Source organism: Streptomyces triticagri (genome assembly GCF_003429565.1).
Taxonomy (GTDB): Bacteria; Actinomycetota; Actinomycetes; order Streptomycetales; family Streptomycetaceae; genus Streptomyces; species Streptomyces triticagri.
The window spans coordinates 1-15,348 of the sequence record NZ_QUAK01000208.1; the positions used below are offsets into that span (position 1 = coordinate 1).

At 72.7% G+C, this 15,348-nt stretch carries 15 protein-coding genes; 6 read left to right on the forward strand and 9 right to left on the reverse strand.

What is annotated here, in order from left to right:
• Positions 1–59: 59 nt before the first annotated feature.
• From DY218_RS28140 to DY218_RS28180, 9 genes are read right to left on the reverse strand one after another with little or no spacing between them, the layout of a single operon-like run.
• Positions 60–458: a holo-ACP synthase gene (locus DY218_RS28140; protein ID WP_128558965.1), complete on the reverse strand. Its 399-nt coding sequence runs from the start codon at positions 456–458 to the stop codon at positions 60–62.
• A complete protein-coding gene (locus tag DY218_RS28145; RefSeq protein WP_128558966.1) occupies positions 458–1,264 on the reverse strand; it encodes a hypothetical protein in 807 nt (268 codons plus the stop codon). The genes DY218_RS28140 and DY218_RS28145 overlap by 1 nt, the downstream gene beginning before the upstream one ends.
• Positions 1,261–1,530: a phosphopantetheine-binding protein gene (locus DY218_RS28150; protein WP_128558967.1), complete on the reverse strand. Its 270-nt coding sequence runs from the start codon at positions 1,528–1,530 to the stop codon at positions 1,261–1,263. The genes DY218_RS28145 and DY218_RS28150 overlap by 4 nt, the downstream gene beginning before the upstream one ends.
• Positions 1,527–2,498 carry a 3-oxoacyl-[acyl-carrier-protein] synthase III C-terminal domain-containing protein gene (locus tag DY218_RS28155; RefSeq protein WP_128558968.1) on the reverse strand — a complete coding sequence of 324 codons (972 nt, stop codon included), beginning with the start codon at positions 2,496–2,498 and terminating at the stop codon, positions 1,527–1,529. The genes DY218_RS28150 and DY218_RS28155 overlap by 4 nt, the downstream gene beginning before the upstream one ends.
• Positions 2,498–3,322, reverse strand: a complete 825-nt coding sequence (locus DY218_RS28160) for a class I SAM-dependent methyltransferase (protein ID WP_128558969.1) — start codon at positions 3,320–3,322, stop codon at positions 2,498–2,500. Before DY218_RS28160 ends, DY218_RS28155 begins: the two co-directional genes overlap by 1 nt.
• Before the next feature lie 58 nt (positions 3,323–3,380).
• Positions 3,381–3,626, reverse strand: a complete 246-nt coding sequence (locus DY218_RS28165; protein WP_233521936.1) for an acyl carrier protein — start codon at positions 3,624–3,626, stop codon at positions 3,381–3,383.
• Positions 3,623–4,069 carry a holo-ACP synthase gene (locus DY218_RS28170; protein WP_128558970.1) on the reverse strand — a complete coding sequence of 149 codons (447 nt, stop codon included), beginning with the start codon at positions 4,067–4,069 and terminating at the stop codon, positions 3,623–3,625. Before DY218_RS28170 ends, DY218_RS28165 begins: the two co-directional genes overlap by 4 nt.
• Complete coding sequence (locus tag DY218_RS28175) at positions 4,066–4,917, reverse strand: class-II aminoacyl-tRNA synthetase family protein (protein WP_128558971.1); 852 nt, start codon at positions 4,915–4,917, stop codon at positions 4,066–4,068. The genes DY218_RS28170 and DY218_RS28175 overlap by 4 nt, the downstream gene beginning before the upstream one ends.
• Positions 4,914–5,786 carry a diiron oxygenase gene (locus DY218_RS28180; protein WP_128558972.1) on the reverse strand — a complete coding sequence of 291 codons (873 nt, stop codon included), beginning with the start codon at positions 5,784–5,786 and terminating at the stop codon, positions 4,914–4,916. The genes DY218_RS28175 and DY218_RS28180 overlap by 4 nt, the downstream gene beginning before the upstream one ends.
• 209 nt (positions 5,787–5,995) lie before the next feature.
• Between DY218_RS28180 and DY218_RS28185 the strand changes: the two genes are divergently transcribed.
• The 6 genes from DY218_RS28185 (at position 5,996) to DY218_RS28210 (ending at position 15,303) form a co-directional block, all read left to right on the forward strand.
• Positions 5,996–9,589 carry a BTAD domain-containing putative transcriptional regulator gene (locus tag DY218_RS28185; RefSeq protein ID WP_233521937.1) on the forward strand — a complete coding sequence of 1,198 codons (3,594 nt, stop codon included), beginning with the start codon at positions 5,996–5,998 and terminating at the stop codon, positions 9,587–9,589.
• Between the two features lie 183 nt (positions 9,590–9,772).
• Positions 9,773–10,396 (forward strand): hypothetical protein, encoded by a 624-nt coding sequence (locus DY218_RS28190; RefSeq protein WP_128558973.1) that lies wholly within the window; start codon positions 9,773–9,775, stop codon positions 10,394–10,396.
• A gap of 72 nt (positions 10,397–10,468) precedes the next feature.
• On the forward strand, positions 10,469–12,241 hold the full coding sequence (locus DY218_RS28195; protein WP_128558974.1) for a condensation domain-containing protein: 1,773 nt from the start codon (positions 10,469–10,471) through the stop codon (positions 12,239–12,241).
• Entirely contained in the window at positions 12,238–13,485 is a 1,248-nt protein-coding gene (locus DY218_RS28200) for an MFS transporter (RefSeq protein WP_128558975.1), read from the forward strand. The genes DY218_RS28195 and DY218_RS28200 overlap by 4 nt, the downstream gene beginning before the upstream one ends.
• Before the next feature lie 67 nt (positions 13,486–13,552).
• Complete coding sequence (locus tag DY218_RS28205; RefSeq protein ID WP_128558976.1) at positions 13,553–14,641, forward strand: LuxR C-terminal-related transcriptional regulator; 1,089 nt, start codon at positions 13,553–13,555, stop codon at positions 14,639–14,641.
• Complete coding sequence (locus DY218_RS28210) at positions 14,638–15,303, forward strand: pyridoxamine 5'-phosphate oxidase family protein (RefSeq protein WP_128558977.1); 666 nt, start codon at positions 14,638–14,640, stop codon at positions 15,301–15,303. The genes DY218_RS28205 and DY218_RS28210 overlap by 4 nt, the downstream gene beginning before the upstream one ends.
• The last annotated feature ends 45 nt before the right edge of the window (positions 15,304–15,348 follow it).

Below are 15,348 nucleotides of genomic sequence, written 5' to 3' on the forward strand. Positions count from 1 at the left end.
CGCGGCGGGAAGCGGGCGTAGGACGCTTGCCGCCGCGGGCCGCCGGGGCCGGCCGGTCCTCAGGCCGTCGCCATGGGCCGGCCGGCGTCGTCCAGGGCGAGGGCCACGGCGAAGGCGAGGCCGCGTTTGTGCGAGAGGGACACCCGGACCTCGCTGACACCGGCCGCCGAGGCGCGCTCCGCGGCCGGCCCGGCGAGGCGGACCACGGGGACGCCGCGGTCCGAAGGGAGTACGGACACCTGGCAGGGCCGCACGCCTCCCGTCATGCCCGTGCCGATGGCCTTCAGGACGGCCTCCTTGGCCGCGAAGCGGCCGGCCAGGAACTCCCGCGCCCGGTCGGGACCGAATCCCGCCGCGACGCCGAGCTCCCGATCCGTGTAGACGAAGGCACGGAACCAGTCGCGGCCCAACAGACGGTCCAGTTCGCCCAGTTGGACGAGGTCGACGCCGACTCCCATCAGCTCGCCGCCCCGGCCGGTGCGGCCGCGCGGAACACCGCGTGGTGGGCGGCGCCCGTGCGCGGATCGGTGTCGCGCAGCACGACCGTGTCGTAGGTGTCCTGCCATTCCCGCCAGTGCGCGGCCAGTTCCAGCCAGACGGCCGTGCAGTAGCTGCCGGGGGCGCTGTGGTGCAGGTCGACGCCGTGCGGCAGGTCGGAGTCGTCCGGCGCGGGGCCGAGTACGTGCAGGGTGCGCCCCGGCGGCGTGGGCGGGGGCGGCCCCTGGCCCGCGCCGGCGAGTTCCAGTCGGCCCGCGGACGGTCCCGTGCGCAGCAGCAGGGCGGCCGCCGAGTCGGTGAGCTGTCCGCGTCCGAGCGGCGGGAGTTCGGTGGGCAGCGTGGTCTGTTGCAGGACGGCGACGCATACGTCCGTGGCCCGGCCGGAACGCACGTGGGCGGCGGCGATCCGCAGGGCCGTGAAGGGTGCGCCGAGACCTTGCTGGCTCAGGCCGAAGTTCACCGCGTCGCCGCCGAGGCGTTCGGTGAGGTGCGGGGCCACCGCGGTGAAGGGCACCACGTCCGGCAGGGCGTGTGCCACGACGATCAGCTGCGGCCGGGAGTCCCGTACGCCGTCCGCGTCGGTGACGAGCTCGGCGAGCCGGCGGTGCGTCACCCCCGCGCCGCGGCGCAGCAGTTCCTCGTCGGCCTTGAGGTCGTACGGGCCGAGCAGGTCGGCGAAGTAGGGCAGATGGTCCAACGCCGCCTGGCCGCCCGGTCCTTCGGGTGAGCGGACGCCGGTCGCGGCGTCCAGTACGAGTGCGCTCATGTCCTTCCTTCCTCCGCTGCGAGCAGCCCTTCGACGTAGTCGGCGAAGGAGCGGACGGTGCGCAGATGGTCGATGTCCAGGGTCTCCGGGTCGACGGCCGCCGAGGTGGAGTCCTCGACCAGGAGCAGGAGTTCGAGGACGGAGGACGAGTCGAGCCGCAGGTCGTCGAAGAGCCTGGTGTCCTCGGTGATGTCGGGCAATTGGCGCTCCAGGACCTCGGCGAGCCCCTTCTCGATGGCGGAGATCACTTCCTGACGGTCGGTCATGTCTGCGGCTCCCCGGGCCGGTGGTGGGTGACGACCATGGCGCCGAAGGTCGCGCCGAGACCGACGGACACGAGCACGTAGTGCGCCCCGTCGGTCAGCCGGCCCTCGTCGCGCAGCGTCGTGTAGTTGACGAAGACGTCGGAGGCGAAGGTGTGGCTGTAGCGCGGCACGTTGTCGAGGAAGACCTTCTCGGCCGGCACGTCCAGTTCCTTGATCGTCTGCCGCCAGGCGAGCAGGTTCACATTGTGCGGGATCACCAACTCGACGTCGTCCAGGGCCAGTCCGGCCTCGGCGAGGGCCTGGTTGATCACCTCGGCGATCCGTGCGCCGTAGCGTTCCCCGAACTCGGTGTTCTGCTCCGGGGTGAGCTCGAGCCACTCCGCGTACTCGCCGAGGGTGCGGGTGACGAAGGAGCGCACCCGGTCGCCCCGGCCGTCCAGGGTGACCAGGCAGGCGGCCGCGGCGTCCGCCATGATCGCCGTGTTGGGGACGTGCTGGACGACCGGCGAGTACGCCTTCTCGCCGGTGACCATCAGCGCGTACGCGTCCGGGTCGCCGTCCGCACGCAGCAGTTCGCCGGCCACGTCGATGGCGCCGAGGCTGGAGACGCACGCCTGCTGGCTGAGCGCGAAGGCCTCGGCCGACTCCAGGCCCAGATCGGCGCGCAGCGCCTGGGCGACCTCCACATCGGGCGGTGCGACCGCCTGGGTGGTGTGCGCGTAGATCAGGTACGACACATGGGCGCCGTCCGGCAGGGTGGCGAGCGCTGCACGCGCGGCGGGCCGCAGCAGGTCGGACAGCGGCAGATCCGGGTCGAAGCGCAGCCTGTCCAGGCCGTAGAACTTGCGGAAGACGCCGAGGGCCGCGCGGCGCAGGCCGAGGTGTTCGGCGAGTTCCTCGATGCGCAGGCTGCGTTCGGGCAGATACGACTCGACGCGTTCGAGGGTGCTGACCGCGGTGGCGGCCATCAGCCGGCCACCGACTCGGCGCTGATGAGCCACAGGCGGTTGGCGCCGCGCCGGCTCCTGGGCTGGACCTGGTAGGGCCAGCGGCCCTCGCCGGCGCCGGGCTCGCCGGGTTCGGTCAGGTCGGTGACCTTCCAGCCGTGCGCCCGGACGAATTCCTCGGGCTCGTCGGTGCCGAAGATCCACGGGGTGCCGTCGGCGGCCAGCTGGTCGAGGAAGGGCTTGGAGAACGGGCTGCGCAGCAGGGCCCGGCCGAGGATGTCGAAGGCGAGCCGGCTGCCGGGGGCGGACTCGGCGGCGAGCAGCCGCAGCAGCTCACCGGCCTGCTCCTCGGTGAGGAAGAAGGTCAGCGCCTCGGCCACCCAGAGGGTGGGCCTGGACGGGTCGAAGCCGGCCTTGTGCAGTTCGGGCATCCAGGGGCCGGTGAGGTCGGCGGGCACTTCGCGGCGGTCGGTGCGCGGGACGGCGCCCAGTGCGTCGAGGCGGCGCCGTTTCTCCTCGATGAGCGGCCCGTGGTCGGCCTCGTAGACGGTGACGTCCTCGGGCCAGTCGAGGCGGAAGGCGCGGGTGTCCATGCCGGCGGCTATCAGGACGACCTGGTCGATGCCGCCGTCGGCGAGCGCCGAACTGATCGCGTCGTCCAGGTACTTGGTGCGTATGGAGATGAAGGGCAGCAGTCCGCCGCCCTCGTACCGCTCGATGAGTTCGAAGCCCTTGGGTGCGGCGAGCTCCCTGGCCAGCGGGTCGGTGTAGAGAGCGTCGTCGCGCTCGGACTCCAGGGCTCGGGCGGCTGCCATCCACTGGGCGGTGTACGAGACTGCGTGCATGCGGGGCCCCTCTCGGGATCGTCGTGCGGAGAGATCGACAAGGCGGTGCGAGCGGCGGTCAGGAGAAGAAGGCCCGCTCGATGGTGGCCAGGGACTGGAAGTCCTCGACGTCGATCGCGTCGAAGTCGATCTCCCGGCCGCTGGCGTCCTCGATGGCGTACACCAGCTCGACGAAGGCGAGGGAGTCGACCAGGCGGTTCTCGATGATGTTGACGTCCGGGGCCAGTTCGGTGCGGTCCGGGTGGCGGCCGAGGATCCAGTCCCTGACCTTGTCGATGCCCTGGGTGTCCACGGAGGAGCTCATGAGTGTGCCCTTCGGTCGGTGGGTGTGGAGACGGACGGGGTGGTGGCCCGGGCCGCCGGCGGATCTTCTGCCGCTACGGCCACCGCCACGGCGACGGCCCAGCCGGCGTCGTGGCTGATGCTGAGATCGATCGGCCCGAGCCGGGCCTGTTCGGCGAGGTGGGCGGCCCGGCCGGTGAGCCGGACCGCGGGACGGCCGCCGGGTCCCGGCAGCACCTCGGTGGCGAGCCAGGGCACGGGCTGCCCGGCGGCGCCGAAGAGCTTGAACACGGCTTCCTTCGCGGCCAGTCGGCCGGCCGCTCCCGCCTGGTCCGACATGCGCCGCTCGCGCGGGGTGAGCATGCGGTGCAGGGCGGGTCCGGATGCCGGGGCGAGGAGCTCGGGGATCCTGGTGAGCGGTACGAGGTCCACGCCGATCCTCGGCAGCGGTGCGGCGCCCGTCATCGGTCCGCGACGGTGACGGCGTCGGCGGCCCGGCGTACGGCGTCCAGCGCGGCGTCCGGGTCCGTACCGAATCGGTCCTGCAGGACCCACAGCCAGCGCTCGAGGCCGAAGGCGACACAGGAGGTGTGGGCGTGCTCGCCGTCCGGCTTGAGGATGGCGCAGCGTTCGCCGAAGAAATTGCGGTGCGTGTTCACGGAGGCGATGGCCAGATCTCCGTACTGGTACTCGTACTTGACCGGGCTCAGTCGGGCCATCAGGGCTCGGGCGTCGTCACTGCGGAAGAACGGGTCGGTCGCGGCCTGCCGTTCGAGACCGAGGCCGAGGGCGGTGGCGAAGTCCTCGATGCACCGGCCGAAGCGTGCGATCACGTCCTGGGTGTGGGCGTGGCTGCCGAGCGCGACGATCTCGCGCATCCGGAAGCTGGCGAGCCGGCGCAGACCGCCGTACCGCTCCTCGTGCCGGAAGCAGCGGTTGACGAGGGTGAGCAGGGTGTCGCCGGGCAGCCGGTCGCCCTCGTGGTAGAGGTAGGCGCCGTAGCAGGTGGCGTGCGGCAGTCCGTAGCGGGCCTGCTGCAGCGTGCCGGGGCCGAACTCGCCGTCCACCGCCTTGACTTCGCCGTCCGCCAGGTCGAACCCGGTGGCGGCCCAGGCGAGGTGCGGGAAGTTGTCGTAGACGTCGAACTTCTCCAGGTCGCTCACCGGGTAGAGCGGCGGCGGGGAGATCTCCTCGGCGCCCGCCCGCAGGCCCCAGTCGGTGAACACGGCGTCCAGGGTGTCCAGGAGCCGGGTGGCTGCGGGGTCGAGGATCGCCAGGGCGGGTGCGCCGGCGGCCCCGGTCAGCCGGGTCACCGGAGGATTCCCGTCTTCCGCAGGAACTTGGACGTCTTGCGGAAGGTCGTCTCCTCGGCCCGCGCCCGGGCGTCCGACTCCAGGAGTGCGCGGCGGACCTCGTGCGGGTTGTCGAGGCCGGCGTCGCGGTAGACCTGCGGGTGGTAGAGGGATTCGAAGCTGTGCGTCATGTACCGGCGCACATAGCGGGAGATGTCGTCGAGTTCGGTGTTGGACGCGGTGCGCCGGACCTCGTCGAAGAGGAGCTGGACCAGTTCGCGTCCGAAGGCGATGTGCCGGGACTCGTCCTGGTGGTGGATGCGGTTGATGGCGCGGATCGTCTCGTGCAGCCGGTCGTCCGCCGCCATCGTGGAGTTGAAGTGGTCGACCAGCTCCTCGAAGATCATGATGCGGGCGAAGACCAGGAGGCTCTCCACCTCGCGCGAGGGCGCCGGTCCGCCGGTCACCGCGGGCTGGCGGTACATCTTGCCGTTCCCGTAGCGCAGGCAGAACTCGGCGAAGAACCACATGTGTTCGTTCTCCTCACCGATGAAGTGGTGGAAGAACTCCGAGGGTGTCTCGAATCCCTTGGTGTGAATGCGGTTGACGACCTCGACGAGCAGTTCTCGAATGCCGTGCACATTCAGGCTGTAGAAGTTGATGCTCTCCTGCCGGGAGAGGGCGTACAACTGCTCCCGGCCGAGCCGGTCGGCGATCTCGGTGCCGTGTGTGGTGGTGAGTTCGGGACTCATCCACCACATGTCTTCCGGCAGTTGCTCCGGCCATTCGAAAAGGCGGTACGGATTGTAGTAGTCGTCGATGGATTTTTCGGTGAGACGGTCAAGTATCCCGTGGAACCGTGCACTTCGGTCGATGACCTCACTGACCATGACTCCATGGCCTCCGTTCGGTTCAGGATGTCGGCATCGACGAACGTAGGCGGCGCCCGGCCGGGCGTTCAACGCCCGGAAGCGGCCTGGCCGGGACCGGACACCTGCACCGCGCGGCTCCCGCCGGGCTCGAGGGCGTCTCCCCCGGGGCGGTTCTGTCGGATACCTTCGAGCGACGGCGCACGGATTGCGACGAAGGGACCGTTCCGGTGAACGACTCGGCTGCCATGGGTCTCAGGATTCAGTCGCTGCGCCGGCGGGCCCGGTTGAGCCAGCAGGATCTGGCCGACCGCGCGGATCTCAGTACGCGTGCACTGCGGGATATCGAGCGGGGACGGGTCTCCCGTCCGCATCTGCGGACCGTGCAACGGATCGCGGCAGCGCTCGGATTGCCCGACCAGGACGTCCGTGAATTGCACGAGGCGGCGCGCAGTGGACCACCGCGCATTTCCAGCCGATTTCGGGTGCACATTCTCGGACCGCTCCAGGTCCTGCGCGGAGACGTGGCGATCGAGGTGCACCGTCCGATGCTGCGGCGGCTGCTCGGTCTGCTTGCGCTGCGCCGGCCGCACGCGGCGACGCAGGAGGAGATCGTGGACACCCTGTGGCCGTCCGGTCCCCCGCATTCGTACCGCAGTCTGATCCACACCTACGTCAGTCAGGTGCGCCAACTCCTGGAGCCGCCGGGGCCGTCGGGCGGCGGGGCGGCCGCCGTGGAACGGGTGCCGGGCGGCTACCGGCTGCGGGCGGAGAGCGGCCAGAGTGATCTGGCCCGGTTCCAGGACCTGCTCGCGCGGGCGAAGCGGTCCAGCGACACCGGCGACCCGCAAGCCGCCAAGGAGTCCCTCGCGCTCGCCCTCGACTGCTGGCGCGGGCCGGTGCTCAGCGATCTGGACCCGGTGTTCGGGCAGCATCCGATCGCCGTCCTGGTCGCCGAGCAGCGCGTGGAGGCCACCGTGCTGCACGCCGATCTGTGCCTGGCTCTCGGCTGCCCCGAGCAGGCCGTGGCCGAGCTGCGGGAGCGGGCGGGCACGGCACCGCTGCACGAGGGCGTGCACGCCCGGCTGATGCTCGCGCTCGCCGGCTGCGGCGAACAGGCCGCGGCGCTCTCGGTGTTCGCCGCCTTCCGCGGACGTCTCGACGACCAGCTGGGCATCACTCCCGGCCAGGAGATCCGGGAGGCGCATCTGCGGGTGCTGCGCCAGCAGATTCCGCTCGCCAAGCCGCGCCCGGACCCCTCCCCGGCGCCGGATCCCGCGCCCGGCACCGGTCACGACCGGCCGTACCAACTGCCCGCGCACGCCGCTTCGTACACCGGACGGGCGCGCCAACTGGCCGAGCTGGACGGCCTCCTGAGCGACCGGGACCCGGCCGCGCCGACCGTGGTGGCCATCGTCGGGCCGCCCGGGGTCGGCAAGACGGCCCTCGCGCTGCGCTGGGCGCAGGCCCGTCGTGAGCACTTCGAGGACGGGCAGCTGTTCGCCGATCTGCGCGGCCACTCGCCGCTGCCTGCGCTGCGGCCGGTGGACGTACTGGCCCGTTTCCTGCGGGCACTCGGAGTGCCGCCGGACCGGGTGCCGGCCGGTGAGGAGGAGGCGGCGGCGATGTACCGCACGCTGCTCGCCGGGCGGCGCATGCTGGTCGTCCTGGACAACGCGGGCGGGGCGGAGCAGGTGCGTCCGCTGCTGCCCGGCAGCAGCACCTGCCGGGTCGTCATCACCAGCCGCAGCGGGCTCTCCGGCCTGGTCGCCACCGAGGGGGCGCGCCGGCTCGGTCTGGATGTGCTCGACCTGTCGGAGGCGCGCGCTCTGCTCGGGCGGCTGCTCGGCGAGGAGCGGGCGGCGGCGGAACCGCAGGCGGTGGCGCGCCTCGCCCAGCTGTGCGGCTGGCTGCCGCTCGCCCTGCGGATCGCCGCGGCCAATCTGAGTGCCGATCCCTCGGCGAGTGTCGCGGCGTACTGCGCCGAACTGGCCGGGGGCAGCCTGATCGACGGGCTGCGTCTGGAGGGCGACAAGCAGCCGACGGTGAAGGCGGCCTTCGATCTGTCGTATCTGGCCCTGCCGGCGGCGGCGCGGCGCACCTTCCGCCTGTTGAGCCTGATGCCCGGCTCCGACATCACCGGGGCCGGGACCGCGGCCCTGATCGGGGCGGGACCCGTCGAGGCGGGCCGGCTGCTGCGCCGCCTGACCCACTCGCATCTGGTGCAGGAGGTCGCGCCGGGCCGGTTCGGGCTGCACGACCTGCTGCGAACGTACGCCCGCGAACTGGTCGGCGAGCAGGAGCAGTCGGTCGTACGACGACTGCTCGACTGGTATCTGGCGCGGGCCTCGGCGGCGGACGCGGTGCTGTTCCCGGACGGGCCCGGCAGGTGGGCGCTGGATGAGGCGGAGACAGCGGCGGACACAGAGACAGAGGCGAAGGTGGAGGCGGAGACCCGCCCCGCGGACCTGGCCGACGCCTCCGGTGCAACCGCCTGGCTGACCGCCGAGCGGGAGAATCTGGTGAGCACGGTGCAGTACGCGGCCGCGGCGGGTCACCCCACCGTCGCCTGGCGGCTCGCGCAGTCGCTGCACGGCTTTCTGTCGCTCGGGATGCACAGCGCGGACCGGCTCGCCGTGGCGAAGGCGGGCCTCGCGGCAGCGGTGGTCGCCGGGGGACGGCGGCCGCAGGCGGCCGCGCGGCTGCTGCTCGCGGACTGCCACTGGGCCCAGGGCTGGAACGCGGAGGCGAGGGAGGAGTACGCCCGGGCCCTTGAGCTCGCCGAACAGGCGGGCTGGCAGGCCGGCCAGGCCATGGCGCTGCGCCGGATCGGCACCGCTCACCAGGAGAACGGCGCGATGCGCCAGGCCTCGCTGCATCTGTCACGGGCCCGCGAACTCACCCCGAGCGACGGCGGACCCGGCGCCGCCGAGGACGTACTGAACCTCGGCCTGATCTGCTGGAAGCTGGGGCAGCTCGACCAGGCCGCGGAGCACTGCCGGCAGGCCGCCGGGCTCTACGAGGCGCTGGGCGCGCCCGCAGGGGCGGCCGTCGCTCGGACCAATCTGGGCATCGTCCTGCGTGCGCTCGGCCGCCCGGCGGAGGCGATCACGCTCCTGGACCGCGCGCTCGCGGTGCACACGGAGGCCGGTAACCGGGCGAGCGAGACGGTGGCGCTGAGCTGTCTGGCGACCGCCCATGTCGACACCGGCGACCAGGTGCGCGGACTGCGGCTCGCCCAGCAGTCCGTCGCCTCGGCGCAGGCCCTGGAGAACCGCCGCCTGGAGGCCAACTCGTGGTTCTCGATGGGCGCCGCACAGGAGCGCGCCGGCCACGCCGGCGCGGGCGACAGCTACCGAATGGCGGCCCATCTGGCCGCGCTGGTCAACGACCGCTTCCCGCAGGCGTCCGCGCTCGTCGGCCTGGCCGGGCTCGCGCTGCGCCACGACGACCCCGAGCAGGCACGGCTCGCTGCGGACGAGGCGGCGGCGCTCGCCGAGGAGTCGGAGTTCCGGGTGCTGCAGGCCACCGCGCTGCACGTGAGCGCCCTGGTCCGGGTGCGGCTCGGCGACAGTGCGGCGGCGCTGCGGGAGGCCGGGTTCGCGATGGACCTGCACCGGGCGACCGGACACCGGCCGGGTGCGGCCCGCGGCCACATGGCGCTGGCCGCGGCCCATGCGATCCGCGGCGAGGACGCGGCTGCCTTCCGGCACCGGCGCGAAGGGTTGCGGCTCTTCCGGGAGATGGGCCTGGCCGGATTCCGGGACTACCGGCCGGTCCGCGCGGACGCCGGCGTGCCGGGAGCTGCCGGGCGGAGTCGTTGAGTTTTCTGCCGCCTCGTACCGGGCCCGCCCGAAGCGCGGCACATCCCGCCAGGTCAGCGGAGGTTTCCTCGGTCACGGGCGGAAGCCGGGCGGCCGCGAGGCGTTATGGGCCCGCTCTGGCCGGGTGACGACTGCCGCTCCCTACGCTCGGTCCATAGGTACAGACCAATAGGGGGCGAGTCCGTGGAGTTCACCTGCGCCGCACAGCCCGGAACCGGTGCGGACGACGAGGCCGATCTCGTCGTCACCGGCAGCCACTTCGCCCTCGTCCTCGGCGGTGCCGAAGAGGGGTGCCGGCATCTGGGCCGGTGGCGGACGCGGGCGCTCGGCGGCCGCCTCGCCGACGAACTGGTACGCCGGCCGGACGCCCCGCTGACGGCCCTCCTCGACGCGGCACTCGCCGGCGTACGGGAGTTCCATCACCGGCAGTTGTGCCTGGGCGGCGCACCCGGAGCGCCCTCGTCCGTGGCCGTCGTACGTGAACGCGACGGCCTGCTCGATCTGCTCGTGCGCGGCGGTGCCGCGGCCCTGGTGCAGTTCCCCGATGTCACGGTGAACGCCGTCCTCGCCCCGGCGGACGGCGGCGCGCCCGGCGGCCCGGCACCGGAGGCGGCCGTGGGCAGTCTGCCCGTGAAGGACCTGTCCCGGGTGTGCCTGCTCGGCGGGGGCGCGCACCGGATGGCCGAACCGTACGAGGCCTACTGGCCCTATCTGTTCGACCGCTTCGCCACCGACGGCCCGGGCGCCGTCCTCACCGCGACGCCGTACCGCGGTGCGGCGGCCGCGCTCGGCACACCCCGCCCCTGAGGCCCACGCCCGTCCTCCGCTCCTGAGGCCCACTCGAGCCCCCGTCCCCACCACACCCCACGAGGTGACCAGTTGCCGCAGCTCACAGTGCCGTTCTCCGAACTGACCCCGCGCAGCGGGCCGCTCTCGTACGGCCATGCCAACATCGTGCGCGCCATCACCATCGACGACGACCCCACCCGGCTCAATCTCGCCATGGTCTTCGACGCGCCCGCCGGCGGCGGACCGGAGCGGACCGGAGAGCTTCTGCACACCCTGGTGGAGAGGCACGAGTCCCTGCGCACCACGTACACCCTGGACAAGCCGGTACGCCAACATGTCGCGGGATCCGGCGAGTTCACGGTCGATGTGCTCGACGCCGGGGACGGCGACCCGCTCGAGGCGGCCGAGCGCACCGCCCGCCGGCTCCGCTCCGTCCCCTTCGAGCTGACCGCCGAACTCCCCTTCAGGGCGGCCCTGGTGACGGCCGGCGGCATTCCGCGGCACCTGGTCTGGGTGGTCACCCACGCGGCCATGGACGTCGCGGCCTGCGAGCAGCTGCACACCGAATGGACCGCACTCGCCGCCGGCGAGCCGCTGCCGCCGCCCGCGCTGCAGCCGGTGGACGTCGTCGAGCTCGAACAGAGCCCCAGCATCCGCCGGCTCGGCGAAGGAGCGCTGCGGTACTGGGAGACCCAGCTGCGCCGGGTGCCGCAGGCCGTGTTCACGCCCTCCCACCACGCGCCGGAGAAGACCTCGTGGCTGCATCCCGGCCTGTGCGTACGGTCGGGCGCGGCGCCGGCGCAGCTGCAGACGGTGGCCGAACGGACCGGCGCCACCGACTCGGCCGTGGTGCTCGCCGCGCTCGTCACGCTGCTCGCGCACCGCACCGGGCACGAGACAGTGGTGACCACCTCGCTCTCGGGCAACCGGGTGGTGCGCAAACTGCGCGGATTCTTCGGCTCGTTGGCCCAGGACGCGCTGCTCCCGGTCGACTTCGACGGCCTTGACGGATTCGACGACGTGGTGCGCAAGGTCCGGTCGGCCGCGCTGCCCGCGTACCGCAGCAGCTGGTTCGATCCGACGGCGATGTGGGAGGTCATCGACGGGGTGTGCGCACAGCGCGGCATCAGCTTCGCCCGTGACCTCGTCTTCAACGACATGAGCGCCCTCGCGTCCGCGGCGGGCTCGCCCGACCGGTCGGCGCGCGGCCGGCTCCCGTCCGTGTGGATCCCCGGTCACCAGGCGCCGCTCGACGCGGCGGGCCCCGGGGCGCCCGGGACCGGTGAGAGCGTCCGGCTGCTGCCCGCCGAGGACATCCCCTGCCGGTTCTTCGCCTGTCTGTACCGCACGGACGACGAGCTCGAACTCACCCTCTGGATCGACCCGGACACGCTGGACACCACGGAGGCCACCGCCTTCGGCAACGCCCTGCTGCGCCTCCTGGAGGCCGCGGCGGAGGGCGACGTGCCGCTCAAGGAGCTGCCGTCGCTGACCGATCTCGCTCCGGTGACGCGCGGCCCCGGCTGGTACCGCAGCGACCACTCGTGGATCGAACTGGACGCCGTACGAGCCCTGTTGAGGGATGTGATGGGCGACACCCCGCATCTGGTCACCGTGCAGCCGGACGAGCGGATCGGCCACCGGGTGGTGTGCCATCTGGTCGATCCGGCCACCCCGGAGGCGGTCCATGAGCGCACCCTCGTCGCCCTGCCCGGCAGGGTCACGGCCATCGCCCCGCACAGCTATCTCGTGCACCCGGACGCCCCGCGGGACCCGGGCGCGGCCGACGACCCCGCCGCCTGGGACGCGCTGCCCGTGACCGGCGAGTCCACCGGGCGCTCCCGCGGGGGTGACACCGCATGAGTACGAGCACCGATGGCCGTACCGAGGAGGTACCCGCCCCGGCACCGCTGTGGACCACGGGCTTCCGGCTGTACTTCGGGGCCCGGACGAGCTCGCTGCTCGGCGATGCGATGCTGCCGGTGGCGCTGTCCGTCGGCGTCCTCGAGGCCGGCTACGGCAGCGCGGGCGTCGGGTATGCACTCGGCGCCTGGATGGGCGCCCTCGCACTGTGCATGCTGTTCGGCGGTGTGCTCGCGGACCGGTTCACGCCGCGCCGCATGATGGTGATCGCGGACGCGGCCCGGCTCGTCATCCAGGTGGTGATGGCGGCCATGTTCCTGACCGGCCATGTCGCGCTCTGGGCCGTGGTCGCCCTGCAGTTCCTGTCCGGCTGCGCCACCGCGCTGTTCCAGCCGGGTGTGGCGAGCATGGTGCCGCAGGTCGCCGAGGACGTGCAGCGCGCCAACGGCGTGCTGCGGATCGCCGAATCGACCGCGGGCGTGCTTGGCCCGGCCCTCGCCGGCGTCCTGGTCGGCTTCTCGGGCGCGGGCATCGTGTTCGCCATCTACGCGGCCACGTACGGGATCAGCGGCGGCTGCCTGCTCGGGCTGCGCCTGAAGTCGGCCCGCAGCGACACCTCGGAGTCGATGCTCCGCCAACTCGCCACCGGCTGGGCGGAGTTCAGGTCACGGCCGTGGCTGTGGGGCGTGATCTCCACCTTCCTCGTGTACGGCTGCTTCGTGGCCGGTGTGTCGCTGCCGGTCGGTACCGACCTGGTGGTGGACCAGCTCGGCTCCACCTCGTTCGGCATCGCGATGGCGGCGCTCGGCGGCGGCGGAGCGATCGGCGGCATGGTGGCCATCAAGGTCAGGCCCGCCCGGCCGCTCGCCGCGGGCGCCGCGGGCTGGGCGCTGTACGCGCTGTTCCCGGCGGCCACCGCGGTCCGGCCGAGTCTGGTCGTGCTCTGCCTCGTGTGGGCGGCTGCCGGTGCGGGGCTCGCCTTCTGGGCGGTGATCTGGACGACGGCCGTACAGACCCAGGTGCCCGCCGAGCTCCTCAACCGGGTCTACGCCTACGACGTGGCGGGCTCCCTGGTGTCCATGGCCCTGGGCCGCTCCCTGGCCGGCCCCCTGGCGTCGGTGTTCGGCCAGCGCCCACTGATGGCGCTGGCCACCGTGCTGGGCCTGTTGTGCAGCGCACTGCTGCTCGCGGTGCCCGCGATCCGGCAGTTGCGCGCCGTACCGGCTGGGACGCGGAGAGTCTAGGGAGGATCTTCCTTGGGCATGTCCGGAACACCCGGCCGATGAGACGACGGAAGGAAAGGAATTGACGATGGCCACCATCCCCGTATCCGATCCGGTCCCCGCCGACCCGCCGCCCGCCGCCGCCGACACCTTCGCGGTGGAGGTCTACGAGTTCGTGCTCGCCCGGGGCACGGTCACCGGCGAGGAGGTGGGCCGCGCCCTGAACGTCTCCCGGGCGCGCGTGGAAGAGGCGCTCGGCGCGCTCCGGGCGCTGCGTCTGGTGCGGGCGGCCGAGGGCGGCGGCAGCTGGTCGGCCGTCCACCCCGAGGCCGCCCAGCTGGAGTTGCTCGTCCCGCTGGAGCGCGCCCTGGAGGAGCATCGGCGCAGACTCTCCCGGACCCAGGGACGCCTGTGGACGTTCATGACCGCCTTCGACGCCACCCGCCGCGGCCGCCCCCGCGAGGAGACCGTGGTGGTGAGCGACGACGCCGAGGAGATCGCGCTGCGGCTCGCCCGGGCGGCGCAGCGCTGCACCCGCGAGATCCTGGTGATGCAGCCCTGTGTGGCGCAGGAGCACCCGGAGCTGCGGCAGGCACATCCGCTGATCCTGGAGGCGCTGCAACGCGGCGTACGGGTACGGGTGTTGTACCCGCACACGGCGCGCGGCGACGCGGGCACCCGCTCCCGGGTGCGTGAGCTGGTCGCGGCGGGCGCCGATGTGCGCACATCGCGGGTGGTGCACGGCAGGTCCCTGGTGCTCGACCGTGACACGGCCTTCGTCCCCGCCGAGGACGTCGCCGGCGGCCGGTCCGGCGTCACCGCGGTGTACGAGCCGGCCGTGGCGTCGTTCCTCGGCGGGCTGCACGATCTCGTACGGGAGTCCGCGGTGCCGCTCGAGACGGGTGCGGCCGGTTATGCGGACGCCCGAGACGATCTGCGGTCGACGATCCTGGAGTTCCTCGCGGCGGGGGTGAAGGACGAGGTGATCGCCCGCAGGATCGGCCTGTCCGAGCGGTCCTTCCGGCGCCATGTCGCGGCCATCATGCGGGACTTGGCGGCCGGCAGCCGCTTCCAGGCGGGGGTGCGGGCCGCCCAGGTGGGACTGGTCACCACGCCCTCGGCGCAGTCCGTGCAGCCGGCGCCCTCGCTCGGCGCACCGGATGTGGTGTCCGCATGAGCCGTTACGCACATCTCGCCTACACGCCGAACGTGCGTGAGGTGCAGCACGAGCAGGGCAGCGGCACCGCCGGGGGCCGCCGGCTCCTCGAGCCCGCCGACCGGCCGGATCCGCTGACCGGGAACGAGGCCGCGTTCATCGCCGGCCTCGACGGGTTCCTGCTCGCGAGCGTCGGTGAAACGGGCTGGCCGTACATCCAGCACCGCGGCGGCCCGCCCGGGTTTCTGCACGTCGTCGACGAACACACCGTCGCGTTCGCCGACGTCCGCGGGAACCGGCAGTACATCACCACCGGCAATCTCCGCGGCGACGACCGGGTGGCGCTGTTCCTGCTCGACCACGCGCGCACCGCGCGCCTGAAGATGTACGGGCACGCCACCACGCACGACCCCGAGCAGGCACCGGAGCTGGCCGAGCGGCTGCGCTCGCCGAGCACCGACGGCCGGGTCGAGCGCCTCGTCGTCATCGCCGTGGAGGGCTACGACTGGAACTGCCCGAAGCACATCACGCCGCGGTTCAGCGAACGTGAGCTGGCCGAGGCGCTGGCCCCGACCCGTGAGCGACTGGCCCTGCTCGAGGAGCTGGAGCGGGAGAACGAGGAGCTCGAGCAGGAGAACGCGGCGCTGCGCAAGGAACTGCAGGCCCTGCGCGGCGAGTCATGAGGCCGCGGGCCGCCGGGTCACCGGGAGTCCGTACTCCCGGTGACC

Excerpts from the sequence above, each read along its gene's own strand:
- DY218_RS28180 (WP_128558972.1), bottom strand. The coding sequence starts at position 5,786 with ATGGTCAGTGAGGTCATCGACCGAAGTGCACGGTTCCACGGGATACTT.
- DY218_RS28205 (WP_128558976.1), top strand. The coding sequence starts at position 13,553 with ATGGCCACCATCCCCGTATCCGATCCGGTCCCCGCCGACCCGCCGCCC.
- DY218_RS28160 (WP_128558969.1), bottom strand. The coding sequence starts at position 3,322 with ATGCACGCAGTCTCGTACACCGCCCAGTGGATGGCAGCCGCCCGAGCC.
- DY218_RS28155 (WP_128558968.1), bottom strand. The coding sequence starts at position 2,498 with ATGGCCGCCACCGCGGTCAGCACCCTCGAACGCGTCGAGTCGTATCTG.
- DY218_RS28200 (WP_128558975.1), top strand. The coding sequence starts at position 12,238 with ATGAGTACGAGCACCGATGGCCGTACCGAGGAGGTACCCGCCCCGGCA.
- DY218_RS28210 (WP_128558977.1), top strand. The coding sequence starts at position 14,638 with ATGAGCCGTTACGCACATCTCGCCTACACGCCGAACGTGCGTGAGGTG.
- DY218_RS28140 (WP_128558965.1), bottom strand. The coding sequence starts at position 458 with ATGGGAGTCGGCGTCGACCTCGTCCAACTGGGCGAACTGGACCGTCTG.
- DY218_RS28150 (WP_128558967.1), bottom strand. The coding sequence starts at position 1,530 with ATGACCGACCGTCAGGAAGTGATCTCCGCCATCGAGAAGGGGCTCGCC.
- DY218_RS28165 (WP_233521936.1), bottom strand. The coding sequence starts at position 3,626 with ATGAGCTCCTCCGTGGACACCCAGGGCATCGACAAGGTCAGGGACTGG.
- DY218_RS28145 (WP_128558966.1), bottom strand. The coding sequence starts at position 1,264 with ATGAGCGCACTCGTACTGGACGCCGCGACCGGCGTCCGCTCACCCGAA.
- DY218_RS28170 (WP_128558970.1), bottom strand. The coding sequence starts at position 4,069 with ATGACGGGCGCCGCACCGCTGCCGAGGATCGGCGTGGACCTCGTACCG.